General features: G+C 67.6%; 28 protein-coding genes. 1 reads left to right on the forward strand and 27 read right to left on the reverse strand.

The genetic code is table 11. From position 1 onward, the window contains the following. Positions 1-225: 225 nt before the first annotated feature. Complete coding sequence (locus QRN34_RS16485; RefSeq protein ID WP_285406119.1) at positions 226-2,532, forward strand: FdhF/YdeP family oxidoreductase; 2,307 nt, start codon at positions 226-228, stop codon at positions 2,530-2,532. A 58-nt stretch (positions 2,533-2,590) separates the two neighbouring features. On the opposite strand, the gene QRN34_RS16490 is transcribed toward QRN34_RS16485, so the two are convergent. The 27 genes from QRN34_RS16490 to fliF form a co-directional block, all read right to left on the reverse strand. Continuing rightward, on the reverse strand, positions 2,591-2,995 hold the full coding sequence (locus tag QRN34_RS16490; RefSeq protein ID WP_285406122.1) for a DUF2802 domain-containing protein: 405 nt from the start codon (positions 2,993-2,995) through the stop codon (positions 2,591-2,593). An 85-nt stretch (positions 2,996-3,080) separates the two neighbouring features. Continuing rightward, positions 3,081-3,530: a chemotaxis protein CheW gene (locus tag QRN34_RS16495; protein ID WP_285406125.1), complete on the reverse strand. Its 450-nt coding sequence runs from the start codon at positions 3,528-3,530 to the stop codon at positions 3,081-3,083. Next, positions 3,527-4,099 carry a chemotaxis protein CheW gene (locus tag QRN34_RS16500; RefSeq protein WP_285406127.1) on the reverse strand — a complete coding sequence of 191 codons (573 nt, stop codon included), beginning with the start codon at positions 4,097-4,099 and terminating at the stop codon, positions 3,527-3,529. The genes QRN34_RS16495 and QRN34_RS16500 overlap by 4 nt, the downstream gene beginning before the upstream one ends. Beyond that, a complete protein-coding gene (locus QRN34_RS16505) occupies positions 4,099-4,908 on the reverse strand; it encodes a ParA family protein (protein ID WP_285406130.1) in 810 nt (269 codons plus the stop codon). The genes QRN34_RS16500 and QRN34_RS16505 overlap by 1 nt, the downstream gene beginning before the upstream one ends. Next, positions 4,908-5,858: a flagellar motor protein MotD gene (gene motD, locus QRN34_RS16510; protein ID WP_285406133.1), complete on the reverse strand. Its 951-nt coding sequence runs from the start codon at positions 5,856-5,858 to the stop codon at positions 4,908-4,910. The genes QRN34_RS16505 and motD overlap by 1 nt, the downstream gene beginning before the upstream one ends. After that, the gene (locus QRN34_RS16515; RefSeq protein WP_285406136.1) at positions 5,855-6,595 is read right to left on the reverse strand and encodes a flagellar motor protein; all 741 of its coding nucleotides are present in this window, start codon (positions 6,593-6,595) and stop codon (positions 5,855-5,857) included. The genes motD and QRN34_RS16515 overlap by 4 nt, the downstream gene beginning before the upstream one ends. After that, positions 6,595-8,670, reverse strand: coding sequence for a chemotaxis protein CheA (locus QRN34_RS16520; protein WP_285406138.1), 2,076 nt, complete (start codon positions 8,668-8,670; stop codon positions 6,595-6,597). The genes QRN34_RS16515 and QRN34_RS16520 overlap by 1 nt, the downstream gene beginning before the upstream one ends. 7 nt (positions 8,671-8,677) lie before the next feature. Further along, positions 8,678-9,319, reverse strand: coding sequence for a protein phosphatase CheZ (locus tag QRN34_RS16525; RefSeq protein WP_285406140.1), 642 nt, complete (start codon positions 9,317-9,319; stop codon positions 8,678-8,680). 10 nt (positions 9,320-9,329) lie between these two features. Continuing rightward, on the reverse strand, positions 9,330-9,731 hold the full coding sequence (gene cheY / locus QRN34_RS16530) for a chemotaxis response regulator CheY (protein WP_036136973.1): 402 nt from the start codon (positions 9,729-9,731) through the stop codon (positions 9,330-9,332). Positions 9,732-9,787: 56 nt separating this feature from the next. Then, complete coding sequence (locus tag QRN34_RS16535; protein WP_036136975.1) at positions 9,788-10,519, reverse strand: RNA polymerase sigma factor FliA; 732 nt, start codon at positions 10,517-10,519, stop codon at positions 9,788-9,790. Further along, on the reverse strand, positions 10,516-11,391 hold the full coding sequence (locus tag QRN34_RS16540) for a P-loop NTPase (RefSeq protein WP_036136977.1): 876 nt from the start codon (positions 11,389-11,391) through the stop codon (positions 10,516-10,518). The genes QRN34_RS16535 and QRN34_RS16540 overlap by 4 nt, the downstream gene beginning before the upstream one ends. 69 nt (positions 11,392-11,460) lie before the next feature. Next, positions 11,461-12,843, reverse strand: a complete 1,383-nt coding sequence (flhF, locus tag QRN34_RS16545) for a flagellar biosynthesis protein FlhF (protein WP_285406145.1) — start codon at positions 12,841-12,843, stop codon at positions 11,461-11,463. 27 nt (positions 12,844-12,870) lie between these two features. Next, positions 12,871-14,982 (reverse strand): flagellar biosynthesis protein FlhA, encoded by a 2,112-nt coding sequence (flhA, locus tag QRN34_RS16550; protein ID WP_285406147.1) that lies wholly within the window; start codon positions 14,980-14,982, stop codon positions 12,871-12,873. Between the two features lie 3 nt (positions 14,983-14,985). Further along, positions 14,986-16,131, reverse strand: coding sequence for a flagellar biosynthesis protein FlhB (gene flhB, locus QRN34_RS16555; RefSeq protein WP_285406149.1), 1,146 nt, complete (start codon positions 16,129-16,131; stop codon positions 14,986-14,988). Between the two features lie 6 nt (positions 16,132-16,137). Next, entirely contained in the window at positions 16,138-16,905 is a 768-nt protein-coding gene (gene fliR / locus QRN34_RS16560; protein WP_051938421.1) for a flagellar biosynthetic protein FliR, read from the reverse strand. Further along, complete coding sequence (fliQ, locus tag QRN34_RS16565) at positions 16,905-17,174, reverse strand: flagellar biosynthesis protein FliQ (protein ID WP_036136992.1); 270 nt, start codon at positions 17,172-17,174, stop codon at positions 16,905-16,907. Before fliQ ends, fliR begins: the two co-directional genes overlap by 1 nt. Next, on the reverse strand, positions 17,171-17,941 hold the full coding sequence (fliP, locus tag QRN34_RS16570) for a flagellar type III secretion system pore protein FliP (protein WP_285406153.1): 771 nt from the start codon (positions 17,939-17,941) through the stop codon (positions 17,171-17,173). Before fliP ends, fliQ begins: the two co-directional genes overlap by 4 nt. Continuing rightward, the gene (gene fliO / locus QRN34_RS16575) at positions 17,938-18,351 is read right to left on the reverse strand and encodes a flagellar biosynthetic protein FliO (protein WP_285406155.1); all 414 of its coding nucleotides are present in this window, start codon (positions 18,349-18,351) and stop codon (positions 17,938-17,940) included. Before fliO ends, fliP begins: the two co-directional genes overlap by 4 nt. Before the next feature lie 5 nt (positions 18,352-18,356). After that, positions 18,357-18,632 carry a flagellar motor switch protein FliN gene (gene fliN, locus QRN34_RS16580; protein WP_240003940.1) on the reverse strand — a complete coding sequence of 92 codons (276 nt, stop codon included), beginning with the start codon at positions 18,630-18,632 and terminating at the stop codon, positions 18,357-18,359. A 273-nt stretch (positions 18,633-18,905) separates the two neighbouring features. Further along, positions 18,906-19,928, reverse strand: a complete 1,023-nt coding sequence (fliM, locus tag QRN34_RS16585; protein ID WP_285406157.1) for a flagellar motor switch protein FliM — start codon at positions 19,926-19,928, stop codon at positions 18,906-18,908. A gap of 16 nt (positions 19,929-19,944) precedes the next feature. Further along, positions 19,945-20,445 carry a flagellar basal body-associated FliL family protein gene (locus QRN34_RS16590; protein WP_285406160.1) on the reverse strand — a complete coding sequence of 167 codons (501 nt, stop codon included), beginning with the start codon at positions 20,443-20,445 and terminating at the stop codon, positions 19,945-19,947. Positions 20,446-20,645: 200 nt separating this feature from the next. Then, complete coding sequence (locus QRN34_RS16595; protein WP_285406162.1) at positions 20,646-21,839, reverse strand: flagellar hook-length control protein FliK; 1,194 nt, start codon at positions 21,837-21,839, stop codon at positions 20,646-20,648. Beyond that, positions 21,836-22,273, reverse strand: a complete 438-nt coding sequence (gene fliJ, locus QRN34_RS16600; protein ID WP_285406164.1) for a flagellar export protein FliJ — start codon at positions 22,271-22,273, stop codon at positions 21,836-21,838. Before fliJ ends, QRN34_RS16595 begins: the two co-directional genes overlap by 4 nt. Next, a complete protein-coding gene (gene fliI, locus QRN34_RS16605) occupies positions 22,273-23,634 on the reverse strand; it encodes a flagellar protein export ATPase FliI (protein ID WP_285406166.1) in 1,362 nt (453 codons plus the stop codon). The genes fliJ and fliI overlap by 1 nt, the downstream gene beginning before the upstream one ends. After that, a complete protein-coding gene (locus tag QRN34_RS16610; RefSeq protein ID WP_285406168.1) occupies positions 23,631-24,302 on the reverse strand; it encodes a flagellar assembly protein FliH in 672 nt (223 codons plus the stop codon). Before QRN34_RS16610 ends, fliI begins: the two co-directional genes overlap by 4 nt. Then, the gene (gene fliG / locus QRN34_RS16615) at positions 24,302-25,291 is read right to left on the reverse strand and encodes a flagellar motor switch protein FliG (protein WP_285406213.1); all 990 of its coding nucleotides are present in this window, start codon (positions 25,289-25,291) and stop codon (positions 24,302-24,304) included. The genes QRN34_RS16610 and fliG overlap by 1 nt, the downstream gene beginning before the upstream one ends. Positions 25,292-25,304: 13 nt before the next feature. Then, positions 25,305-26,963 (reverse strand): flagellar basal-body MS-ring/collar protein FliF, encoded by a 1,659-nt coding sequence (gene fliF / locus QRN34_RS16620; protein WP_345782913.1) that lies wholly within the window; start codon positions 26,961-26,963, stop codon positions 25,305-25,307. Between the last annotated feature and the right edge of the window lie 18 nt (positions 26,964-26,981).

The following is a 26,981-nucleotide window of genomic DNA, read 5'->3' on the forward strand; positions in this document are numbered from 1 at the left end:
AACCAGATACACGGCCGCGCTAGCGGCCTTTCCTCCGGGTCGCCGCAGGCGTGGCACCGAGGGGGCTACCCGCCGGCTCTTGCCCCAAAACGCCAAGGCTCCAAAGCCAAACGCGATGCCGAAGGCGAGCCCTACGCCGAGGCAAAACATCCTTACCAATAGCTTCCCACCCCCCTCACAGCCCACGTGATTACCTCGACCAGGTAACCGCATGGGAGACCCACGATGGCATCCGATAAAGAACAGGGCATCCAGCACGAAGGCGCTGCCGGCGGCTGGGGATCGGTATCGGGCATGAGCCAGGTGCTGTTGCGCGAAAAGCCCACGCCCGCGTCGATGGACACCCTGCTCCACCAGAACAAGCCACACGGCTTCATGTGCACCTCATGCGCGTGGGGCAAGCCGAAGAAACCCCATCGGTTCGAGTTTTGCGAGAACGGCGCCAAGTCCACGCTGTGGGAGCTGACGTCCGATCGCTGCACGCCGGCCTTCTTCGCCGAACACACCGTCACCGAACTGCTCGACTGGGCCGACTTCGACCTGGAAATGCAGGGGCGCCTGACCGAGCCGATGCGTTACGACGCTGACACCGATCGCTATGTCGCATGCTCGTGGAACGAAGCGTTCGAAGGCATCGGCGCCACGTTGAAAACGCTCGACCCAAAGTCCGTCGTCTTCTACGCCTCGGGCAAGTCGGCGCTGGAGCAGTCCTACCTGTACGGACTGACCGCGCGCTTCTACGGCAACAACAACCTTCCCGACAGCTCCAACATGTGCCACGAGACCACCTCGGTCTCGCTGAAGCAGGTCGTCGGCTCGCCGGTCGGTACGTGCGTGCTGGAAGACTTCGACACCTGCGACGCCATCTTCTACTTCGGGCAGAACCCGGGAACCAACAGCCCGCGCTTCCTGCATCCGTTACAGGAAGCGGTGAAGCGCGGTTGCCGGATCGTGACGTTCAACCCCGTCCGCGAACAGGGGCTGGTGCGTTTCGTCAATCCACAGAACCCGTTGCAGATGCTGACCGGTCATGCGACCGAGTTGTCGCACATGTACCTGCAGGTAAGGCCGGGCGGTGACATCGCCGCGCTCATGGGCGTATGCAAACATGTCTTCGCGCTCGACGAGGCGCGGCGTGCCGCTGGCGACGAGGGCATCGTCGATCGCGCTTTCATCGCGCAGCACACCAGCGAATTCGACGACTTCGCCGCCAAGGTGCATGCCACCGCGTGGGATGACATCGAGCGGGAATCGGGCCTGGCACGCTATGACCTCGAGGCGGCCGCAGAGGTCTACGCCACGGCGAAGCGCGTGATCGCCGTCTACGGCATGGGGCTGACCCAGCATGTCCACGGTTCGCAGTCGATCGGCGTGCTGGTCAATCTCCTGTTGCTGGGCGGACACATCGGCCGCGAAGGCGCCGGCATCTGCCCCGTACGTGGTCATTCCAACGTGCAGGGACAGCGCACCGTGGGCATCTCGGAGAAGCCCGAGCTGGTGCCACTGGACGTACTGGCGAAACAGTTCGACTTCGAACCGCCACGCGACAAGGGCATGGGCACCGTCGAGGCGTGCGAGGGCATCATCGCGGGCACGGTGAGCGGTTTCATCAGCCTCGGTGGCAACTTCGTTCGCGCCGTGCCGGATCGCGACGTGGTCGAGGCGGCGTGGACCGCCCAAGCGCTCACGGTCTACATCGCGACCAAGCTCAATCGCAGCCATCTCGTCCACGGCAAGGCGTCTTACCTGTTGCCATGCCTTGCGCGCTCCGAGGACGACGTGCAGGCCAGCGGAAGCCAGTCGGTATCGATGGAGGACAGCTTCAGTCACATCCACGGCTCCATCGGCAAGCGCACGCCGGCCAGCGAGCACCTGCTCTCCGAGGTGGCCATCGTGGCCGGCATCGCCAAGGCCACATTGCCCTCGAACCCCGCGTGGCGGTGGGACGCATGGACGGCAGATTACGGTCTCATCCGCGACCTGATCGAACAGACGTACCCGGAACAGTTCAAGGATTACAACGCGCGCATGTTCGACGCTGGCGGCTTCTATCGCGGCAACCCCGCGCGCGAGCGCGACTGGAAAACGGAAACGGGCAAGGCGCGCTTCACCACGCCATCCGTGCTGTCGGCCGTGGGCGTCGGCGATGCGCCGGGACGCTATCACCTGATCACGATGCGCTCCAACGACCAGTTCAACACGACCATCTACGGGCACAGCGATCGCTTGCGTGGGCTGGAAGGATCACGCGCGGTGTTGCTCATGAATCCCGCGGATATCGACCGCGATGGATTGCACGCGGGACAGGTCGTATCGCTCGTCGGAGATGCCGGCGACGCGGCATCGCGCGCCGTGGCCGGGCTGACGGTCACGCCGTTCAACCTGCCGTCCGGTTGCGTCGGCGGTTACTACCCCGAGATGAATCCGCTGATGCCGCTGTGGTACCACGACGTGGCGTCGAAGACGCCCGCGGCGAAAGGCGTACCGGTGCGTATTCTCGCCGCCACGCCGGCCGGGCACGTTACCGCCTGATAGTCGGCCTGGTCGTCGGGACGCGCGCCGACCGGGCCGCGTCCCGCGTTGCCGGGTGTCAGCGCGCCGCGTGCAGGCGATGCAGCAGCTCGGCCTCGGTAAGGGAGATGCCGCAGGTTTCGGCAATGTCCTTCGGCGTGGCGCCCTGCCGCGCCAGGCGCTGGGCCAGGGCCAGCGAACGGTCGCTGGTGCTGCCCGGTTCGGAGGCCAGCGTGACCGTGGGTGCATGGCGCACCTGCTCTTCGATATCCCCCAGGCGGTTTTCCAGCCGCCGCAGCATCGTATTGAGCGTATCGGGGGCGATCACGGGGTCCGCGGGCGCCGTGGGTGGCGGCACCGGCTCGGCCACGGGCGTCGCTGCCGGGGTCATGGCCGCCCTACCCAGCCGGCGAAACACCAGCAACAGGCCCAGCAGGTTGACGAGGGCCAGTCCGACGAGGACGTATCCGACGATGGGGTTCATGCGGTAAGGCTCCCGGTATGAGCGCGGACACGTTAGCGCAACGCGGCGGCGCTGCCTACCGACGCCGCAGCTGACGCCGCTCGCGTCAGCTGCGGCAGAGCCGCGCCACGTCGATCAGCGCGATGAACCCGTCGTCGCGGGTGATGACGCCGGTGACCGGATCGTCGCGCCGGTCGGCACGGCCAGGCGGCGGCACGTCCACGTCGACGGCATCGAACTGCAGCATGTCGCCGATCACGTCGATGAGCATGCCGACGATGCTGCCGCTATCGTCGAACACGATGACGCGGTGGGTATCCTCCGCGCCGGGCTCCACGTGGCCGTCCAGGCCGAAACGGCGCCGGCCGTCCAGCACGGGGACGATCTGGCCACGCAGGTTGACGATGCCCAGCACGTCCGCCGGCCCGCCGGGCACCGGCGTGATGTCGCCCGGGCGGATCACTTCGCGCACGCTGGCCAGGGGCACCGCATAACGTTGGCCCTTGAGCGAGAAACCCAGCCAGGTGCCCTGGCCGTTGCCTTGTGAGTCGGTCACGGATCCAGCTCCTTTTCCAGCCATTCGATCAGCGCGATGGTATCCACCACGCCGCATTTGGGATCTTGCGACATGCCGGCCAGCCACGGCCGGGTGGTCGCACCATGGCGCCATTGGATGACGTCCGTATGGAGTTCCACCGGTTCGTCCACGACGATGCAGGCCAGCGCCCAGCCGCGCTCGCCGAGCAGCACCAGGGTGGATGCCAGCGCGCCGGCCATGTCCGGGGAAAGGATGGCCGCAAGATCGGCCACCCGTGCTTCACCGCCAGGATGACGCCACCGGCCCAGGCAGATCGGATTGGGCGTGTTCGGCGGCGACAACGGCGGAATGGGCAGCACGTGGCTGACCTCGGCCATCGGCACGGCCAGCTTCACGCCAGCCGCGATGCACAGCAGATAGCGGGCGTCCACACGTGGGCCGACGGGCTGCGAGGGTGCATTGCGCCAGGTTTCGATGGCCACCACCGCGCCGCGCGTTTCGGGAACGGCCGGCGGCGCGACGGCCGGTGTCAGCAGTTCGGCCAGGTAGTCGGCCACCACCTGTTCGGCGTCCTGCTTGGCACGCATCACGCTGCCGCGCCGGTGGTGCTGGTGGCGACGGGTGCCTCGCGCGCGGGCAGGCGCAACTCGTCGAGTAACTGCCGATACGCCAGGCCGCCGCGTTTCGCGGCCGGCCACGACGCCAGCGGAATACCCGCCGCGCTGGCCTCGCGAATCTGCGTGTCGGTAGGGATCACGGCTTCGCTCACGCTGTCGCCGTACTGTTCGCGCAACTGCGCGAGGCAGGCACGCGAGGCGTGGGTGCGCGCGTCGTAGAGAGTGGGCACGATGGTGCGCGGCAGCGGCCGGCCGCGCGAGCGTTCGATCATCGACAGGCTGCGCAGCATGCGCTCGAGGCCGGCAAGCGCCAGGGCCTCGGTCTGCGTAGGCACCACCAGGCGATCGCTCGCCGCCAGGGCGTTGACCATCAGCACGCCCAGGGTCGGCGGGCAGTCGAGCAATACATGGTCGAAATCGGGTGCCAGTTCCGCGAGCGCCTGCGACAACACCAGGCCCTGCCCGGCACGCGTGCCCAGCTGGCGATCCAGCGTGATCATGGCGGCCGAGGCCGGCAGTACGCTCAGTCGATGCCACTGGGTGGCATGCACCAGCGTGCGCACCGGCAGGGGGATGGCGTTGCCGCTGGTGCCGAACAGGTCGTAGACGCTGCCATGCGTGCCACCTTCGACCCCGATGTAGCCGGAGAGCGAGGCGTGCGGGTCCATGTCGATCAACAAGGTGCGCTCGCCAGCCGCCGCCAGCAGGCTGCCCAGCGCCACCGTCGTGGTGGTCTTGCCCACCCCGCCCTTCTGGTTGGCGATCGCCCAGGTCTGCATCAGCGATTGGCCTCGCTCGGGGCCAGGTGCGCGGTATCGCTGTAGAAACGGGCGGGCGCGGCCTTGTCGCTCATCACCACGATCAGCACGCGCCGGTTGCGGTTGCGGCCGTCGTCGGTGTCGTTGGCCACGATGGGACGGAACTCGCCCCAGCCGATGATGCCCACGCGATGCGGATCGACACCCATGGTGGTCAACAGCCGCGCCACGGTGGCGGCGCGCGCCGCCGACAGTTCCCAGTTGGACGGGAACGTGGGCGTGGCGATGGGGGTGTTGTCGGTGTAGCCCTCGATGCGCATGGCATTGGGAAACGGCGCGAGGATGCCGGCCAGCTTGCGCAGGACTTCGTCGGCGGGCGGTTGCAGCTTCGCCACGCCCACGGGAAAAAGCATGTCCGTCTTGACCTCGATCTCGAGCCAGTCCGGCGTCTGCCGCACATTGACCAGGCTCTTGTCGATCAGGGGCTTCATGGCCCGCTTCACCTCGTCGGATATCTGACTGAGGCTGGCGTCGTTCGTCTTGCCGACGCTGGCCGTGTCGGCCGCAGCCGGCACCGCGACGGAGGACACGGAGGCGACGGAGGCTGCCGGGGCGATGTTGGCCTTCGTGCCGTCCTGGCGCTGCGCGGCAGCACCTTCGTGGCCCGGCAACGGCAGGTTTCGCGGCGGCACGGGCACGTCGATGCGCGCGATGGGCGCGGCGGCCGGCGCGCGTGACTGGTTGGGCAGCGGCACCTGCGCCGGCGTGGCCTCGCGGATCGGCTCGATCACCTTGCCGGTACCGTTGAAAGCCTCGTTGATGGACTGGGCCATCACCTTGAACTTGGTCTCGTTGACCGCCGACACGGCGTACATCACCACGAACAGGGCGAGCAGCAACGTGATCAGATCGCCGTAGGGGATAGCCCAGCGCTCGTGATTGATGTGCTCTTCGTGGTGGCGACGCTTCACGTCAGGAACCCCTGCAACTTGCTCTCGATGTGCCGCGGGTTGTCACCCTGGGCGATCGAGACCAGGCCTTCGACGAGGATCTCGCGCATCTGCGAACGGCGACGCGCCAGGCCCTTCAGTCGCGAGGCCATCGGCAGGGCCAGCAGGTTGGCCAGCCCGATGCCGTAGATGGTGGCAACGAAGGCCGCGGCGATGCCGTGCCCGAGCTTGCTGGGGTCGGCCAGGTTCTGCATGACCGACATCAGGCCCATGACGGCGCCGATGATGCCCATCGTCGGGGAATAGGCGCCGGCGTTCTCGTAGACCTTGGCTGCCTCGATGTCGTTGTGCTCGCGCGCGAGCACTTCCACTTCCAGGACCGAACGCATGGCGTCGGGCTCGGTGCCGTCCACCAGCAGCTGAAGCCCCTTACGGATGAAGGGGTCCGACTCGCGCTCGATCGAGGGTTCCAGCCCGAGCAGGCCGGTGCGCCGGGATATCTCGCTCCAACCGACGATGCGGCCGACGAGGTCCTCCGACTCGATGTCGGGCGGACGGTAGACCCAGGGCAGCATGCTCCAGGCACGCTTGAGCACGGGCCCCGGTGTCTGCACCAGCAGCGCGGCCAGCGTGCCGAGGAAGACGATGACGAAGGCCGCCGGGTTCCACAGGGCGTCGAGGCTGGAGCCCTTGAGGATGGTCCCCACGATGATGACCACGAAGGCCAGGATCGTGCCGACGACGCTGACGATATCCATCAGACCGCCATGCGCAGCGACGGCAAGACCTGCCCGCTGTCGTCGGCCAGGCCGGACAGGTCGAGTACCAGCGAAATCCGCCCGTCGCCCGTGATGGTGGCACCCGCCACGCCGGGTACGTCCTTGAGGAACGGGCCGAGCGGCTTGGCCATGACGTCCTCGCGGCCGAGCACTTCGTCGACCAGGCAACCCAGGGTCTGGTGACCGATCTGCACGACGACCACGTGGCCGCCCTTGCCGCCGGTGCCGGCCCAGTGGCCGAGGTCGGCCAGCGGCAGCGCGCGCTGGCGGTGTGCCGCGACGATGCGGCCGTCCAGTTCCTGGATCTGCCCGGGCACCAGCTCGAATACCTCGCTGACGTTGGACAGCGGCAGCGACAGCAACCGATGCCCCACGCGTACCATCAGTACACGCATGATCGCCAGCGTGAGCGGCACGGAGAGGCGCACGGTGCTGCCGTGGCCCACGCGCGAATCGATGGACAGCGTGCCGCCCAGTTCGACGATCTTGGTCTTGACCACGTCCATGCCGACGCCGCGGCCGGAGATGTCCGATACCTGGCTGGCCGTGGAGAAACCGGGCCGGAAAACGATCTCGTAGCACTCGCGCTCGTCCAGGCGTGCGGCCTGCTCGGCATCCATCAGGCCCTTCTCGACCGCCTTGCGCCGGAGCACTTCGGGATCCATGCCCTTGCCGTCGTCGGTGACGGTGATGACGATGCGGTCGCCATACTGGCCGGCCGCCAGGCGCACGGTGCCCAGGCGCGGCTTGCCTTCGGCCGCACGCGCATCGGGCATCTCCACGCCGTGGTCCACCGCATTGCGCAGCAGGTGGACCAGGGGATCGGCCAGGGCCTCGACCACGGTGCGGTCGATGTCGGTGTCCTCGCCTTCCGTGACCAGCTCGATTTCCTTGCCGAGCTGGCGGGCAAGGTCGCGAACGATGCGCGGAAAACGGGAAAACAGCTTGCCGACCGGTTGCATGCGCATGCGCAGCACGGCGTTCTGCAGGTCTTCGGCGACGCGCTCCAGCTCGCCGATGGCGCGCTCCATCGGATCGTTGCCGCCGCGCGGCGCCAGGCTGGTGAGGCGGTTGCGCACCAGCACCAGTTCGCCCGCCGCGTCGACCAGGCTGTCCAGGCGGTGGGTGTCCACACGCACGGTGGTGTCGGCGGTGGAAGAAGCGCGCTTCTCCGCGCTGGCGGCCGGGGCAGGAGCCGGGGCAGACGCGACGGGTGAAGCTGCGGCAGGCGCAGCGGCAACCGGCACCGCAACGGAGGGAACCGCAACGGCGACGGGAGCCGTCGGCGGCACGATCGCGCCCGGTGCGGCCGCACCGTGCAGGGAATCCAGCAGCGCCTCGAACTCGTCGTCGCTGATGGCGTCGTTGTTCGCCACGGGCGCCGGGGCCACGGCAACGACCGGGGCGGGCGGCGGCGGAGCGGACGCACCCTCGGCGCCGGGCGCACCGGTGCCGTAGAGCGAGTCGAGCAGGGCTTCGAATTCGTCGTCGTTGATCGTGCCCGACGGTGCCGCCGGCGTGCGATCGGTGCGGGCGGCGTCGAGCATCGCCTCGAACTCGTCCTCGATCGGGTCGTACGGCTTCTGCGGGCCGGGGGCTGCCGCGGTCGCCGTCGACGTGGCGGCCGCCGAGATCGGCACGGCAAGCGCCACCGGCGGCGCAGACACGGCGCGACCGGGGATCAGCAGGCGATCGAGCAGCGAACGCGGTGCGGGCTCGATCGGCACGCCGCCGTCGGCGGCACGCATCATGTCGTTGAGCAGGTCGAGCGATTCGAGCAGCGCGTCCATATAGGCGGCGTGCAGCACGATCACCCCGTTGCGGGCCTCGTTGAGCAGATCCTCGCCACGATGGCACAGCTCGACCATGGCGTTGAGGCCAAGGAAGCCCGCCCCGCCTTTCACCGTGTGGAAGGCACGGAACACCGCGTTAAGCAGCTCCACGTCGTGCGGAGAGGCTTCGAGATCCACGAGCTGTTCGCCCAGGCTCTCGAGCAATTCGCGCGCTTCGATCAGGAAGACATTGAGCAGCTCGTTGTCCAGCTCCACGCTCATAGGGTACTCAGAAACCGAATTCGCTGAGGAGCCGGTCCACTTCGTCCTGGCTGACCTTCTCGGCGGCCGGCGCATTACCGCCCGCGAGCGAACCGGTGAGTCGGACCAGCTCGACGAGCGAGGATTCGACCTTGGCCATGAAGGCCTCGACCTGGGCCACACGCTGACCGGAAAGATCCTGCCAGGACTGCGCCTCGACCATCTCGCCCAGCCCGATATCGCAGCTTTGCGCGAAGTCGCCGACACGCACGGCCAGTGCCGTGGCGTGGGTGCCGAACGCCGGATCGGCGTGATCCAGCACCAGAATCTCATCGGCCTGCTTGGCCAGCGCCTGAGCCTGCGGACGCAGCTTCTCGCTGAAGTCCAGCGTGCGATGGGCCGCCGTGGAGCTCATTTCCAGCACATCACGCAGATGCTTGCGCGCATCGCTCATGTTGCCCGGCACGCCATCGGTGGAGATGTCGGAGGCCAGGCGACGCGCGGATTCGTGCAGGTCGCGTGCGAGGTGGCCCAGCGCCAGGAACAGGTGCTGCTCGCGGCTGCGGATCAGGTCGTCGAGCGCTTTCTCGAACGCCGCCGAGTCGTCGGCATCGAGCAGTTCACGCAACTGGGGGGCCACGTCCTGGCCGGGGGAAAGCATCGTGTTCATCGTCATTCCCTCAGCCCGCTGCCGCGGCAAGTCGTTCGAATATCTTGTCGAGCTTTTCCTTCAGCGTCACCGCCGTGAAGGGCTTGACCACGTAACCGTTCACGCCGCTCTGCGCGGCGGCGATGATCTGGTCGCGGTTGTTTTCCGCGGTGACCATCAACACGGGCATGGACTTCAACGCCGCATCCGCGCGAATGGCGCGAAGCAGGTCGATGCCCGTCATGTTGGGCATGTTCCAGTCGGTAACGACCAGGTCGATGGGCTGCGCGCGCAGCAGCGCGAGCGCCGCGTTGCCGTCTTCGGCCTCCTGGATGAGCGTGTTGGTGAAACCCAACTCGACCAGGAGGTTCCTGACGATGCGCCGCATGGTGGAAAAATCGTCCACCACGAGGATCTTCATGTTCTTGTCCAAAACTGCTCTCCGCCTCGTACGCTTTTTTCTTTACCGGCGACGGCACCGCGATGCCGTCACTGCTTGTCTTTCCAACCCGACATGCGTGCGCGGAGGCGAATCAGGGCCTGGCCATGGATCTGGCACACCCGCGACTCGCTCACACCCAGCACCGCACCGATTTCCTTCAGGTTGAGCTCTTCATCGTAGTACAGGGACATGACCAGCTTCTCGCGTTCCGGCAACCCGTCGATCGAATGGGCCAACGCGTCGCGCAGGCCGTTCTTCTCGAAGTTGCCTTCCGGACCGGCGGCGTCCGGGTCCGCCACGTCGATCGCCGCGCCTTCGTCGCCTTCCGGCGCCGTCAGGCTGAGCAACCGCGCGCTCGCCGCGTCGGCCAGGATCTGGTTGTACTCCATGGCGTCGATGCCCAGCCGCTTCATCACTTCCGCGTCTTCGGCGTCGCCACCCGTCTCGTTCTCGATCTGTCTCGTTACCTCCGCCACCTCGCGCAGCTTCCGATGGACGGAGCGCGGGGTCCAGTCCGTCTTGCGCAGTTCGTCCAGCATGGCGCCACGAATGCGGATTCCCGCATAGGTCTCGAAGCTGGCCGCGCGAGTCGGCGAGTAATTCCTCGCCGCCTCCAGCAGCCCGATCATCCCGGCCTGCATCAGGTCGTTCGCATCCACGCTCGGCGGCAGGCGACCCATCAGGTGATAGGCGATCCGGCGCACCAGCGGGGCATGCGTCCTGACCAGCTGGTCGGCCGAAACCTTTGTTACTTCAAGGTATTCGCTTGCAACACTCACAGTGGCAGCCCTCCCCCCATGTGGTTCCGTTCGGCGAAAAAGCCGATGCGGCCCTGCACCCGGGGTTCGGGTTCACCCCATGTATCGACCGACCGGGCAAGATTCTTGAATCCCACGGCCGAACGGCTGCTCGGCCAGGCGTCGACCACGGCCGACTGGCGGCGGATGGCCTGTCGCAGGTACTCGTCGTGCGGCACCATGCCCATGAAGTCCAGGGACACGTCCAGGAAGCGATTGGTCACGCGGGCCAGCTTCTCGAACAGCTGGCGGCCTTCCTGGGCGTGGCGGACCATGTTGGCCACGATGCGGAAGCGGTTGACGTCGAATTCGCGGCTCATCACCTTGATCAGCGCGTAGGCGTCGGTCAGCGAGGCCGGCTCGTCGCAGACCACCACCACCACCTCGTCCGACGCGGCGGCGAACATCGAGACGCTGTCGGAGATGCCGGCCGCGGTGTCGACGATCAGGTATTCGGGGGCCACGGGGTATTCGTCGAACGCGCGGATCACCGCGGCGTGCTCGATGTTCGGCAGCTGCGCCATGCGGCGCGCGCCCGAGGTGGCGGGGATCACCTTCAAGCCGTGGTTGGCATGGAGGATCAGGTCCTCGATGCGGCACTCGCCCTCGAGCATGTGACCCAGGTGGCGCGTGGGCTGCAGGCCGAGGAGCACGTCGATGTTGGCCATGGCCAGGTCCGCGTCCAGCAGGACCACGTCGCGCCCGCCCATGGACAGCGCCATGCCCAGGTTGACCGCCACCGTGGTCTTGCCCACGCCGCCCTTGCCGCCCGCGATCGCGATGCTGCGGGTCGGGCGACGGTCGGCAAGCCAGTTGAGTCCGGCGGCCTGGGTGGAATCGACGTGTGTGCTCATGAAGGAATTCACTGCCGTGAAAGGGTGTGCGGATGCGGATGCCGTAGTCACGTTACTTCAGTTCCGGGGTCAGGCGAGGGCGGGCGTGGCGGCGAAGCCGAAACGGTCGGCGAGGATCGCGTCGTCCGGTACGTCGTTGCGCTGCCTGACCAGTTGGGCCGCAAGGCAGACGAGCTTGCGCGCGTCCGCCGAGGCGATGTCTTCCGGCACGCGCTGGCCGTCGGTGGTGTAGTCCAGCGGCATGCCGTGCCGGATGACGGCCGAGAGGGCGCCACCGATCAGCGGCGCCTCGTCGAGCTTGGTCAGGATCGCGGCCTGCGGGGACAGCGGCGCGTAGGCGCGCACGGCGTTGTCGATCGCCTGCGCCTGGGCGTTCGCCGCGAGCACCAGGCACACGCGTACTTCGGTCATCGCGCGCAGCGTTTCGAACTGCTGCTGCAGCTTGGGGTCATTGCCGGCCAGGCCGGCGGTGTCGATCAGCACCGTGTGCTTGCCGCGCAACTGCAGCAGCACGTTGCGCAGGCTCTGCGCGTCGTGGGCGTTGTAGACACGCACGCCCAGCAGGCGGCCGTAATGTTCAAGCTGCGCGCCGGCACCGATGCGGTACTGGTCGGCGCTGATCAGGGCGACGTTGGATGCGCCGTGACGCAGCACCGCACGGGCGGCCAGCTTGGCGATGGTGGTGGTCTTGCCCACGCCGGTGGTGCCGACCAGTGCGGTGACCGCGCTGCCGGCCGTGTCGGCGTTGCGCCCGCTGGTGCGGATGTTGCGCGAGAGGATGCCCAGCGGCAGGTAACGGGCCTGCTCCGGGGTCATGCCCGGCGGCAGTTCGGCACACAGCGCGCGGGCCACGTCGCCGTCGATACCAAGACGGGTCATCTCGCGCAGCACGCGGGCACGCAGCGGCTGCTCGCGGTCCATCTGGTTCCAGGCCAGCGTCGACAGCTGCACTTCCAGCATCTCGCGCAGGTTGTTGATCTCGGCGCGCACGCCGTTGACGGCGGCGTCGTTGTTCGCGGCGTGCGGACCGGTCGTGGCGGCGCGCACCACGTCGGCGACGCTGGCGGCCAGCGCGGCGCTGGACTGGCGCTGCGGCGCATTCGGATGCAGGCCCTGCGGCGCCATCGTGGAGGCCGGTGCCGGACCGCCGCGCACGACGCGCTCGACGGCGGCGGCGGTCGCGGCCTTGGCCTGATCGATGCGGGCGGCGAAGTCGTGTTCGCGACGCGCCCGCACCGGGGTTTCCTCGCGTGCCGTCTCGCGCGCCGCCGGCGTTTCGCCACCGAAGCCCGCTTCACGCACCAGCGCTTCGTCGTAGTCCAGCGCGGCGATGATCTCGATGCCGTCGTCGAGGCGACGCGTCGACAGGATCACGGCGTCCGGACCCTGCTCGTCGCGCACCTGGCGCATGGCCTGGCGCATGTCGGGAGCTACGAAGCGTTTGATTTTCATGCGTTCGATCCTGTGTCCGTCCAAGTCTTACCTGCCGAGGGCCGTCACCAGCTTGACGCGCCGGTTGTCCGGGACCTCGTTGTAGGCAAGTACATGCAGGTTTTGGGCCACATGACGGGTAAAGCGCGAAAGCCATGGACGCAAGGCCGGGGAAACGAGCAATACCGCCGGTTCGCCCGCCGCTTCCTGCCGACGCGCGGCATCGGCCACGCTCTGCTGCAGGCGATCGGCCAGGCCCGGCTCCACGGCGGCGCCGGTGGGGCCGCCACCCTGCAGGGACTGCAGCAGGATCTGCTCCAGTTCCGGCGCCAAAGTAATGACGGGAACCTCGGAACCCAGGCCGGCGATTTCCTGCACGATCTGACGGCCCAGGGTGACGCGCACGGCCGCGGCAAGCACGCCGGGGTCCTGGCTCTGGCCGGCATGCTCGGCCAGCGATTCCACGATGCCGCGGAAGTTGCGGATGGGCACGCGCTCGGCCAGCAGGTTCTGCAGCACCTTGACCACCGCGCCCAGCGACAGGCGCTTGGGCACCAGGTCTTCCACCAGCTTGGGCGTCTGCTGGGCCAGGCGGTCGAGCAACTGCTGCACGTCCTGGTGGCCGATCAGTTCGTGGGCGTGGTTCTGCAGGATGTGCGAGAGGTGCGTGGCGATCACCGTGGCCGGATCGACCACGGTGTAGCCCAGCGTCTGCGCATGTTCGCGCATGCCCGGTTCGATCCATACCGCGTCCAGGCCGAATGCCGGGTCGCGGGTGGCGATGCCGTTGATGGTGCCGTGCACGCGGCCCGGATCGATCGCCAGCATGCGCTCGGTATGGATCTCGGCCTCGCCCATCGGCACGCCCATCAGCGAGATGCGGTAGCCGTGTGGGGCCAGGTCGAGGTTGTCGCGGATGTGCACCGAGGGCACCAGGAACCCGAGTTCCTGCGACAGCTTGCGGCGCACCGACTTGATCCGCGCCATCAGCTCGCCGCCCTGGGCCTTGTCCACCAGCGGAATGAGCCGGTAACCCACTTCCAGGCCGATGGTGTCCACCTGGGCCACGTCTTCCCAGGACAGCTCCAGGCGCTCGGCCGGCGGCGTCGATTCCAGCGCCAGGTCGGTACCCGGAGCGCCCGCGGCGCCGGCCGTGCCGGCAGCACCGGCCAGGTCCTTGCGCTGCTGCAGCTTCCAGGCGCCAAACCCCGCGCCGGCGGCCAGCAGCAGGAAGGGAATGTTCGGCATGCCGGGGATCAGGCCCATGGTGCCCAGCACCGCGGCCGCCACGCCCAGCGCCTTGGGCTGGCCGAACAGCTGGCCCATCACGTGCTTGCCCATTTCCTGGGACTTGGACACGCGGGTGACGATCACCGCCGTGGCGATCGACAGCATCAGGCCCGGCACCTGGGCGACCAGGCCGTCACCGATGGTCAGCAGCGTGTAGGTGCGCGCCGCCTCGGCGGCCGACAGGCCGTGCTGGAACATGCCGATGAAGAAACCGCCCAGCATGTTGATGGCCAGGATCAGCATGCCCGCCGTCGCGTCGCCACGCACGAACTTGGACGCGCCGTCCATGGAGCCATAGAAATCCGCTTCCTCGCGCACTTCCTGGCGGCGCTCGCGGGCCTGTTCCTGCGTCAGCAGGCCGGCGTTGAGGTCGGCGTCGATCGCCATCTGCTTGCCGGGCATGGCGTCGAGGGTGAAGCGCGCGGTGACTTCGGACACGCGCGTGGCGCCCTTGGTCACCACCACGAAGTTGATGATGGTGAGGATGGCGAAGACGACGAAACCGACGGCGAAGTTCCCGCCGATGACGAATTCGGCGAAGGCCTCGATCACCTTGCCCGCCGCACCGGGGCCATTATGGCCGTGCAGCAGCACCACGCGGGTGGAGGCGATGTTCAGCGCCAGGCGCAGCAAGGTGGCGAACAGCACCACCGTGGGGAACGAGGCCAGCTCCAGCGGGCGCATGACGTACATCGTGGCCAGCAGGATCACCAGCGACAACGCGATGTTGAAGGTGAACAGCAGGTCCAGCATGAAGGGCGGCAGCGGCAGCATCATCATGCCGAGCATGATCAGCATGGCGACCGGCGCCGCGACGCCGCGGCGGCCGATCTGCCGGAAGGTGCCCATCAGGTTGGAGGAAGCAGCCATTCGTCAGTTATCCATGCGGTAGGGGCCGAGCAGGTCCGGATCGATGTCCTGCGTGGGCAGCTCGGGCGGGAGGTCGCCCATGGCGATCGCCTGCTTGAGCCGGAACACGTAGGCCAGGATCTGGGCCACGGCGACATACAGCGCCGAGGGGATTTCGCGCCCGATGTCCGTGGTGGCATACAAGGCTCGTGCCAACGGCGGTGCCTCGACGACCGGAACCTTCGCCCCGCCCGCCACGTCGCGGATCTGCTGGGCGATCAGGTCGACGCCCTTGGCGACCACGCGGGGCGCTCCCATGCGGTTCTCGTCGTATTTGAGGGCCACGGCGAAGTGGGTCGGGTTGGTTACGATGACGTCGGCCGTGGGCACGTCTTCCATCATCCGGCGGCGGGACATCTGCTGCTGCATCTGCCGGACTTTTGACTTCAGCTCGGGACTGCCCTCGCTTTCCTTGTGCTCGTCCTTCACCTCCTGCTTGGTCATCTTCATCTTCTTGGTGAAGCTGTACTTCTGCCAGGGCGCGTCGACCAGCGCCACCGCCCCCAGCGCCACGGCGAACACCAGCGACGCATGGCCGAACAGGCCGAAGGCATGGGCGATGCCCTCGGCGACGGGCCCCGTACCGCCCGCGTACATCTCGCGGGTGCTGCGATTCAAGAACCAGACCAGCGTGCCGCCGATCAGGGCCAGCTTCAGCAGCGACTTGCCCAGCTCCACCAGGCCGTTCATGGACACCAGCCGGCCGAAGCCCTTGATCGGGTCCATGCGGTCGAACTTGGGCACCAGCGCCTCGAAGGAGAAATTGAGCCCGCCCATCACCGTGGGCGCGGCGATCGCGGCGATCATCGTGGCGATGAACACGGGCGCCAGCATCCAGAAGCCTTCCATCACCGCGGTCATCAGCGCGTGGTACAGGCCGTTGGCGGCGAACAGGTCGTCGCGCCCGTAGCGCAGGCCGACGTGCATGATGTTGGCCGCGTGCACGGCCATCTGTTCGCGCGAGGCGATCAGCGTGGACACGCCCGCCAGCACCACGATGGCGGTGGACAGGTCGCGCGAGCGCGGCAGGTCGCCCTTTTCGCGCGCTTCGCGCAGTCGTTTGTCACTGGGTGATTCGGTTTTGTCCTCGTTGTCGGCGCCCTCGCTCATGGCCGGCTACCTCCCGATCAACTGGCGCATGGCGGTCCATGCGGTGACCTGCAGGGACTCGAACGCGCCGGGCAGCGCCCGCAGCGACAGCCACACGGCCAGCACGCCCAGGCAGATGGTGATGGGAAAGCCGACGGCGAACAGGTTCATCGACGGGGCCGAGCGGCTGATCGCACCGAAGCCGAGGTTGACCACCAGCACCGCGGTGAGCGCCGGCAGGGCCACACGCACCGCACCCGCAAACAGGTGCGTAGCGAACGTCAGCACACCCCACAGGCCTTCCGCACCGATCCCCTGCGTGCCCACGGGCAGCGTGCGGAAGCTGTCGGCCAGCAGCGAGATCAGCTGCAGGTGGCCGTTCATCACCAGGAACAGCAGGGTCACCAGCATGGTGTAGAACTGGCTGATCACCGGCGTGGTGCCGCCCACGCCCGGATTCACGGTTTCGGCGAAGCCCAGGCTCATGGCCTGAGAGACGAACTGCCCGCCGAAGGCTACCGCCTCGAACACCAGCTTGAGGATGAAGCCGAGCGCGGCGCCGATCAGCACCTGCTGGGCCAGCACGGCGACGCCGGCGGCCGACAGCGGGCGAATATCCAGCGGCGCCAGGGGCGCCAGCGTCACGGTCAGCAGGATGGTCAGGCCGATCCGGATGCGCATCGGGATCATGTTGGAGCCCAGCACGGGCGCCATGAGCATGAGGCCGGAGATACGCGCCAGCGCCCAGAGGGCGCCACCCACCCACCCTTCCAGCTGGCTGAGGTCGATCGGCATCAACGCACCGCCTGGGGCAGGCTTTCGATCAGGGTACGGGTGAACTGCACCAGCGTGCGCAGCATCCACGGGCCGGTGACGATCATCACCAGCGCCATGCAGATCAGCTTCGGGATGAAGCTGAGGGTCTGTTCGTTGATCTGCGTCGCGGCCTGGATCATGCCCACCAGCAGGCCCACCGCCAGCGCGGTGAGCAACAGCGGCGCGCCGATCAGCATGGCGATGTGCAGCGCCTGCTGGCCGAAGGCGATGACGGATTCCGGTGTCACTGGTAGAAGCTCCCCGCCAGGGTCCCCAGCAACAGGGTCCACCCGTCGACCAGCACGAACAGCATGATCTTGAACGGTAGCGAGATGATCATCGGCGACACCATCATCATGCCCATGGACATCAGCACCGAGGCCACCACCAGGTCGATGATGAGGAACGGGATGAACAGCAGGAAGCCCATCTGGAAGGCAGTCTTCAGCTCACTGGTGACGAACGCGGGCAGCGCGACGCGGTAGGGCACGGCGTCCTTGTCGGCATAGGGCTGCTCGCCGGCCAGGCGGGTGAAGAGCTGCAGGTCGGGCTCGCGGGTCTGCTCCAGCATGAAGTGGCGGAACGGCGCACCGGCCAGCGGCAGGGCGTCCTGCACGCTCATCTGGCCGTCCATGTAGGGCTTGATGCCGCTGTCATAGGCCTTGTTGATCACCGGCGACATCACGAACAGCGTCAGGAACAGCGACAGCCCCAGGATCACCTGGTTGGGCGGCGTACTGTTGGTGCCCAGCGCCTGGCGCAGGAAGCCCAGCACGATGATGATCCGGGTAAACGAGGTCATCATCAGCAACAGCGCCGGCAGCGCGGTCAGCGCGGTCATCAACGCCAGCATCTGGATCGACAGCGACCAGGTCTGGCCACCGTTGGCGCCCGGCTGCACGTTCAGCAGCTGGATGCCGGGCGGCGGGTCCGCGGCGAACGCGGCCAGGGGCAGCAGCAGGAGCAGCACGAAAGCGCTCCAGCGCAGCAGCGGGTGACAGCGGCGGGCGGTCATGGCCGTTTCCACTGGGCAAGCACGTCGCGGAAGCCGCGCAGCGCCGGCGGCGTGGCGGCGCCCGGATCGTCCTGCACCGGGGTGGCCAGCACGTGCAGCGTGCGCAGGCCGCCGGTGGGCGAGGCCCCGACCAGCAGCTGTGTGCCGCCCACTTCAATCAGCATGACCTTTTCCTTGATGCCCACCGGCATCGATTCGATGACGCGGATCTTCCGGCCGCCCGGGCTCACGCGCGCCTGGGCACGACGGGCCATCCAGCCGACGAAGAAAATGAGCGCCACGACGCCGAGCAGGCTGACGAGGACGCGGATCACGTCGGCGCCCGTATCCACTGGCGCGGGAGCGACCGGGGCTGCCATCAGGGCGCAGGGAAGGAAGCCACCCGCGAAGGCGACGAAGATGCGGCGCATGGCGGTCACCGCAGTTTGCGGACGCGCTCGGCCGGGCTGATCACGTCGGTCAGCCGGATGCCGAATTTTTCGTTGATGACGACCACTTCGCCGTGGGCGACCAGAGTGCCGTTGACGAACACGTCCAGCGGCTCGCCCGCGGCGCGGTCCAGTTCCACCACCGAGCCCTGGTTGAGCTGGAGCAGGTTGCGGATGCTGATCTTGGTGCGGCCCACTTCCATGGCCATGGTCACCGGCACGTCGAGGATGACGTCGAGATTCACCTCGTTGCCCAGTCCCATGGTGCGGGCGAGGGAGGCGTCCGAGGCGCCTTCGATGGGGTCGTGCGGGGTGGGTTCGTTCATGTCCGTTCCAGAAGTGATTTACCGGGATACGGAACGTAGAAAGCAAACGCCGTGCCATGCCTTGAAAGCGAAAGAAAGCGTGAATTTCCCGTGTGCACTCAGTGCCTTGCCCATCCCTCGCCGGTCGTGGACCACGACCGGAAAGTGACGCTCGCCGGAAACCTGACGCTCGACGGCACTAAGACACCATGCCGGTCCATTGACGGCGTATCACGCCAGTACGGGCATCGGCTCGGTGGTAGTGACGGGCATCGCCCTGCCCTCGCCGCGCTTGCGCATCAGCGACTCGAACTGCACCGCCTTGTTGCCCCCGGAGTTGGCCATGCGGCCGCGGAAGATCGGCACGTCCTCGGCGAACACGGTGGCCGTTTCGGGCAACGAGATCGGAATGATGTCGCCCTTGCGCAGGTGCAGGAAGTCGCCGATGGTGAGGCGTGCCTCGGCCAGCATGGAGGTGATCTCCACCTCGGCGTCGAGGATTTCCTCGTGCAGGTTCTGGATCCAGCGCTCGTCGCGCTCCGCCCGGTCGCTCTGCACGCCTGCATCCAGCAGCTCGCGGATCGGCTCGACCATCGAGTAGGGCAAGGTCAGGTGCACTTCGCCGCCACCGCCATCCAGTTCGATATGGAAGCGCGACACCACCACCGTCTCGGTGGGGCTGACGATATTGGCGAACTGCGGGTTGATCTCGGAGTTGAGGAACTCGAACTGCATCTTCAGCACGGGTGCCCAGGCTTCCGCCATGGCCGTGAAGGCCTCGGCCAGCACGATCTGGATCACGCGGTTCTCGGTGGGCGTGAAGTCGCGACCCTCGATGCGCGCGTGGTAGCGGCCGTCCCCGCCGAAGAAGTTGTCGATCACGGTGAAGACCATGCGCGGCTCGAACACCATCAGGGCGGTGCCGCGCAGGGGCTTGATACGGATGAGGTTGAGGTTGCTGGGCACCGCCAGCGAATGCACGTACTCGTTGAACTTGGTCATCTTCACGCCCAGCACCGAGACTTCGCACGACTTGCGCAGCACGTTGAACAGGTTGGCGCGGAAATAACGGGCGAAGCGATCGTTGACCATTTCCAACGTGGGCAGGCGACCGCGGACGATGCGGTCCTGCTGGGTGAAATCGTAATCGTGGATACCACCGGGCGGCGGAAGCTCGACCTCGGTATCGACGGCCCCGCCTTCCACACCGGCCAGCAGCGCGTCGATTTCTTCCTGGGTGAGAATGTCGCTCATCGCCGTTGGCTTCCCGTCACTGCATGATGAAGCTGGTGAAGTAGACGGCATCCACACCCGAACGGCCGATCTTTTCCTTCAGCACGCGCTGGATTTCGGCCAGTGCGGCCGCCTGCAGCTTCTGCTTGCCCTTCACGTCGGAAAGGCTCTTAACGTCCTGCGCCGAGAACAGCATCAGCAGCGCGTTACGGATCTCCGGATCGGCTTCCTTCGCGGCGGCGATCGCTTCCGGATCGTGGGACATGACGTTGACGCCGATCTGCAGGAAGCGCAGCGCGTTCTCGTCCTGGAAGTTGACCACGAAGGCCGGATCCATCTGCAGGTACACGGCCGGCTTGGCCTTGGCCGCTTCCGCGGCCGCCGCGGCGCCGGGCTTGCCGTGGCCGCCCTTCATCATGAACCAGCCGCCGGCACCACCGGCCGCCAGCACGACGATCGCGGCAATGACCAGCAACTTGCCCTTGCCCTTCTTTTTCTTCGGGGTGCCCTCGGGGGCGTCCTGTTCTACGTCGGCCATGCCTGAAAAACCTCTGTGGTGCGAATGCGGTGGAATCGTTGCCCGATGGGCCCGAGGGGCTTATTGCAAACGACGTGCCAGCCGGGGTCAGGCGATGCGGCTAGCGGAAACCGCCCTGCGACGCGGCACGGGCGTTCGGGCGGTTCGCCGTGGCGCGTCGAAAGCTTGACGCGCGCCAATGCAATGCCGCCGAAGCGCCCTCAGGCGCGCTCGTCGACCAGGCCCCGCGACACGCGGGAGGTGGCGAGCACCGTAGCGACGGCCGGCTCGTCCGTTCCGCCCTGCCCGTTACCGCCGTCGCTCGTGCCCTGACGGCCCTGCCCGGCCTGCTGCTGGCCGACATCGGCCTGGCCCAGGGACAGGCCATGGTGGGCGAGCATGCTGTCCAGCTGCGACAGCGTCTGCTGCACGGCGTGCACGGCGGCCGGATGCTGGGCGAGGATGGCCACGTTGACCTTGCCGCCATCCATGCTCACGCGCACGTCCATGCTGCCGAGTTCTTCCGGGTGCAGCTTGATCCGGGCCTCCTTGATCTGGCCGCTACCCATCCACGCGATCTGTTCGCCCAGTTCCTGCGCGAACTGCGGCGCGGTGGCGGCCTGGGTGGCCTGCACCTGGACCATGGCGCCATCCACGGGGGCCAGTCCCGGCGTATGCACCAGGGGCATGGGACTCGTGGTCGGATCGGATGCCGCATCGTCCTTGGCACCCGTGGTCACCGCCGCGCGGGCGGCGAGCAGCGTGGCCAGCGGCGATACCGCGACAGGCGATGCCGTGGCCGCAAGCACGCCGGACGAGGCCACGGTATCGGTCGAGGTGAGCAGCGCCTTGGCGGCATCGCCGCCCGCCGGGGCCGGCACGCCATGGGCCAGCGGCAGGGCCATGGCCAGCGCACCGGCGGTCAGGTCGCCGGTCTTGCCGCCGGCATCCTTGAGAGCGCCGAGCGTCTTCGTTGCCAGTTCCGTGACCTTGGGCGGCACACCGATCAGCGCAAGCATCGTCGTGGCGATGGAATGGTCGTCGTCGGAGGCGTCATCCTTGTTCGACTCGTCCTTCGCGGCCGTGGCGTCCTGCTTCGCGGCGGCCGACTTGTCGTCCGCCGCGGCGGCATGGGACGTGGCGCTGGTGTCGGCGTCCTTGTCGTCGCCGTCGTCCTGCTTTGCCGTGCGCGCATCGTTCTTGTGGTCCGCACGCGCTGCCGCGCGGCCGGCATCCGCGCGCGGCGTGGCGTGCACACTCGCATGCGCCTGCGCATGTACCTGCGCACGGGCATCGCCGAACACCGCATCGAAGCGCTTCGACGGCGTCGTATCGTCCGTCGCCTTCGCCGAAGCGGACGACGGCGCCTGGCTGACCGGGCGAGCGATGTTGAGGGCGACGTTGGCGTTGTTCATGCGTTTCTTCCGGTGGGGTTCTTTCGGTATTGCGAGCGCTCGTCGGCCTGTTCCTGCTCGCGCCGGTCCTGCGACTTGCGCTCCTGCTCGCGGTATTTGACGGTGACCGAATCCAGCGCCTTGGCCCGTCCGCGTGCATCGGACCAGCCCTGGCGGGCATGCTCCAGCGCCTGCTCGCGCCGTTGCACCTCGCCCAGCTGCTGCACGATGGCCATGTCGATCTTCTGCAGGAACTGCTGGCGGTTGAGCAGCGCGCTGACGCCGATGCCGTCGGGCATGGAGGCGTATTCGTTGCGATAGCGACGCAACTCGACCAGTTGATGCTCGCTCTCGGCCAGCGCGCGCTGGTGCGACGCGAGTATCCGTGTCGCTTCCTCCGCCTTCTCGGCGGCCAGGTCGACGACGGGCTGCAGGCGGTCGGCGCGTGATGCCATCAGCCGGCACTCGCGGCGTCGACCAGTTCCGCCTCGGCTTCGGCGAGGTTCACCGGCATGTCGGTTTCCTGCTGGAGGAACGCAGAAAGACGCGGATACAGGGCGATGGCCTCGTCCGTACGCGGATCGCTGCCCTTCTGGTACGCGCCCACGGCGATCAGGTCGCGCTGCTGGCGATACGCGGAATACACCTGGCGAAACCGTTGCGCCGAGCGCATGTGCTCCTTGCTGACCACCGCCGGCATGACGCGGCTGATCGAGGCCTCGATGTCGATGGCCGGATAGTGGCCCGCCTCGGCCATGTCGCGCGACAGCACGATATGACCATCGAGGATGGCGCGGGCGGAGTCGGCGATGGGATCGTGGCGATAGTCGTCGCCCTCGGTGAGCACGGTATAGAACGCCGTGATCGAGCCGATGCCTTCGGCATCGTTGCCCGCGCGTTCCACCAGCGCGGGAAGCATGGCGAACACCGACGGTGGGTAGCCCTTGGTCGCTGGCGGTTCGCCGATGGCCAGGGCGATCTCGCGCTGCGCCTGGGCGTAACGGGTCAGCGAGTCCATCAGCAACAGCACGCGCTTGCCCTGGTCGCGGAAATGCTCGGCCACGGCGGTGGCCACCTGGGCACCGCGCAGCCGGCTCAGCGGCGGCGCATCCGCCGGGGCGGCGACCACCACGGCGCGACGGCGGCCTTCCTCGCCCAGCGTGTGGTCGACGAATTCCTTGACTTCGCGACCGCGCTCGCCGATCAGGCCGACCACGACAACGTCGGCATCGGTGAAGCGCGTCATCATGCCCATGAGGGTGGACTTGCCCACGCCGGAGCCGGCGAACAGGCCGATGCGCTGCCCGCGGCCCACGGTGAGCAGGGCGTTGATGGCGCGTACGCCGACGTCGAGCGGCGTGTCGATCGGCCGGCGCAGCATGGGGTTGATGGGCGCACGGCGCAGCGGCGCGCGTTCACGGGCCAGCAGGGGCCCCTGCCCGTCCAGCGGGACGCCATCCGGGCCGATGACGCGGCCCAGCAGCGAATCGCCCACCGGAATGCCGGAGATGGCGGCCACCGGGGTTACTCGCGCATTCGGCAGCACGCCGTGCATTTCGCCCGTGGGCATCAGCAGCAGGCGACCATCGGAGAAACCGACGACTTCGGTTTCCAGTTGCTTGCCGTCGGCCGACGAGACCATGCAGCGCGCTCCGACGGGCGCCTCGCAACCCACGGCCTCGAGTGTCAGGCCGACCACCCGGCGCAGCTTGCCTTCGGCCTGCATCGGGCGGACGCCCTCGGCGCTGGCACACTGGGCAGCCAGCGATTCACGCCAGTGCGCGATACGGGATGCGTTATGCGACTCGGCGCTCATGTCGGCTCGTCCTGCGGTTCGTCCTGCGACTCGTCGGACGGAGCCCGACCGTCGAGCACGCTGTCGATCACGGCGGCCAGGCGCGTACGCACCCGTGCATCCAGACGCGAATGTTCGCTTTCCAGGCGTACGTCGCCGCGCTGGAGCGTGGCGTCGTCCACCACCGTGCCCTCGTGGTCGGCCGACGCGCGGTGCTCGCGCACGATGGCGGCGTCCGCGGGGTTCAGGTGAATCTTCAATTGGCGGCTGCCAGCCGGCAACACATCCACCGCCTGGCGGACCACCTCCAGGATGGTTTCCGGACGCGTGGCGATGTCGTGGCCGAGCACGCGCTCGGCGATGATCGTGGCCAGCATGGCGAGGTCGCCGGCCACATCGGCGTCCAGGTCCGCGAAGGGACGCTCCACCGCGGCGAAGAGAGCATCGAGGCGGGCAACCTGGGCTTCCAGTTCGCGCCGGGCCATCGCGCGCCCTTCGTTGAGGCCGGCATTGAAGCCTTCCTCGCGCGCCTGGCGCTCGATCGATTCGATTTCGGCGACCGTGGGACGGTGCGGGCCTTCGTCTTCGGGTTCCACCACCTCGTGCGGCACGGCGCCACCCACCAGGGGCAGCTCCCAGCGCTCGAACTGGTCGACGCGTTCGCGGGCGAGGATCGAGGTGAGGCTCATCAGACGAACTCTTCCCCGCCACCGGCGAGATTGATCTGACCCGCGTCAGCGAGACGACGCGCGGTGGCCAGCACTTCCTTCTGCGCCGCATCCACCTCGGAAAGACGGACCGGACCCTTGACCTCCAGGTCGTCGCGTAGCATGTCGGCGGCGCGCTTGGACATGTTGGCGAAAATCTTCTCGCGGATGGCAACCTCGGCACCCTTGAGCGCCGTGATGAGACGGGCCGAGGGCACTTCGCGCAGCAGCGTCTGCATGCTGCGGTCGTCCAGGTCGGCCAGGTCGTCGAACACGAACATCAGCTCCTCGATGCGCTCGCCCAGGCCGGAGTCGATACCGCGAATGGAGGCCATGAGTTCGGCCTCGCGCGCGGTTTCCATCGCATTGAGGATGTCGGCCGCGGCCTTGAGGCCACCGACCGTGGACGACTTCAGCTTGTTGGAGTTGCCGGAGAACTGGCGCTCCATGATTTCGTCGAGTTCGTTCAGCGCATGCGGCTGCACGCCATCCAGCGTGGCGATACGCATCACCACGTCGCTGCGCGTGCGCGCCGGCAGGTAGCCGATCACCTCGGCGGCCTGGTCGGATTCCAGGTGGGCCATGACCAGCGCGATGATCTGCGGATGTTCCTGGCCGATCATTTCGGCGATGGCCCGGCTTTCCATCCACTTGAGGGATTCCAGCCCCTTGCTGCTGCGACCCAGCAGGATGCGATCGATCAGGCCACCGGCCTTGTTCTCGCCCAGCGCATTGACCAGGATGCGGCGGATGTATTCCTCGGTGCCCACGCCGATGGAGGTGTGCTGGCCGACATCGTCCTGCAGCTTGGTCAGCACCAGCTCGACCTGCTCCTTGCTGACGTTTTTCAGGGCGGCCATGGCCGAGCCGACGGCCTGCACTTCACGGGCACCCAAATGCTTGAGGATGGAGGCGGCGTCTTCCTCACCGAGCGTGAGCAGGAGGATCGCGGCCTTCTGCGCACCGGTCAGGGGTTCTTTCGGATCAGCTGCCATCGTCGGATACCCAGCTCTTCACGACCTGCGCCACTTGTTTGGGGTTTTCGGCGGCCATGCGCTTGGCCAGGCCGATCTTCTGTTCGTAGGCCAGCAGCGCGGGCGAGCCCAGCTGCGGCGACGTGCTGACGCGATCGGGCGTCATGTCGTCGTCGTCCACCATGACCGACACCGTGGGCATCGGACCGGCCAGCGCGACGTTGTTCATCGTGATCGGCGCGGGCTTCAGCAGGCCCTTGAGGATCGGCCGGAGGACGAAGAAGCCGACGATCAGCGCGATCATCACGCCCAGGCCCTGCTTGATCAGGTCGAGCATACCGGGGCGCTCGTAGAACGGCGTGCCCTGCGGTTCTTCTTCCGCCACCGCGCCGCGGAAGGCTTCGTTGATGACGCTGACGCTGTCGCCGCGCGTCGCATTGAAACCGACGGCGTTCTTGGTGAGTTCGGTCAGCCGGGTCAGTTCTTCCGGGGTGAACGGCACGCTGGTGGACTTGCCGTCCTTACCCACCACCTGCTTGTTGTCGACCACCACGGCCACGGAAAGACGCGCCACCTTGCCGGCGGGATCGGTGACATGGCTGACCGTGCGGTCGAGTTCGTAGTTGCGCGTGGCGTTCTGCGTCTGCTGCGTCGGCGTGGCGGCCGTCTGCGTGCTGGCGTTCTGCCCGGCCGGCTTGCCGCCGCCCGCCGCCGGGTTGGCCGCCGTCGGGTTGCCGCCGGTGTTGGGCGGCTGGTTGCTGAGCGCGCCCGGTACGCCCGCGTTGGCGTTCGGCTCGGTGCGCGTGTCGCTGCTGGTCTGCTCGCTGCGCAGAGCCGGGTTGTCGTGGTTGAACGTTTCGCTGGCCTTCTCCGTCTGGGAGAAATCCAGGTCGGCGAACACCTGGGCGCGAACCTTGCCCGCACCCACCAGCGGCGTGAGCAGGTCTTCGACGCGCTGCGTGTATGTGGACTCGATGCGGTTGGACAGGCGCAGGCGGCTGTCGCCGATGGCGGAGGCGCTGTCCGGATCGCTGACGGTGAGCAGGTTGCCGGTCTGGTCGATGACCGAGACCTGGCGCGTGTCCAGTTCCGGCACGCTGGCGGCGATCAGGTGAACGATCGCGGCCACCTGGCCCTGGTCGAGCTGGCGTCCCGGATACAGCGACACCACCACCGAGGCTGACGCCGGCTTGTTGTCGCGCACGAAGGCGGACGGCTTGGGCAGCGCGAGGTGGACACGCGCGCCGCGCACCGACTGCAGACCGGCGATGGTGTTGGAGAGGTCGGTTTCCAGCATGGACTGGTAACGCGAGCGCTCGGCCATGTCGCTCATGCCGAACGGCGAATCGGCCTGTGGCAGGGCCGCGGCGGCGCTGCCCTGCGGCAGGCCCTGGCCGGCCAGCTTGAGACGCACGCCGGCGACATCGGCGGCGGGCACGAAGATCGAGCTGCCGTCGGTGCTCAGCGTGTAGGGCGTGTTGCCCGCCTGCAGCGCCTGCGTGACCGCGGCGGCATCCTTCTGTTCCAGGCCGCCGTAAAGCAGCCCGTAGTTCGGTGCGCGCGACCACATGACGGCGGCGATGCCGATGGCCACCGCGCCGGCGATACCCGCGAGCATGAAGAGCTGCCGGGCCGCGGGCGTCTGCGACAGGGACTTCAATGAGTCCATACGCCGTGACGCGTTGCT

It is taken from the genome of Luteibacter sp. ME-Dv--P-043b (assembly GCF_030209605.1).
GTDB lineage: Bacteria > Pseudomonadota > Gammaproteobacteria > Xanthomonadales > Rhodanobacteraceae > Luteibacter.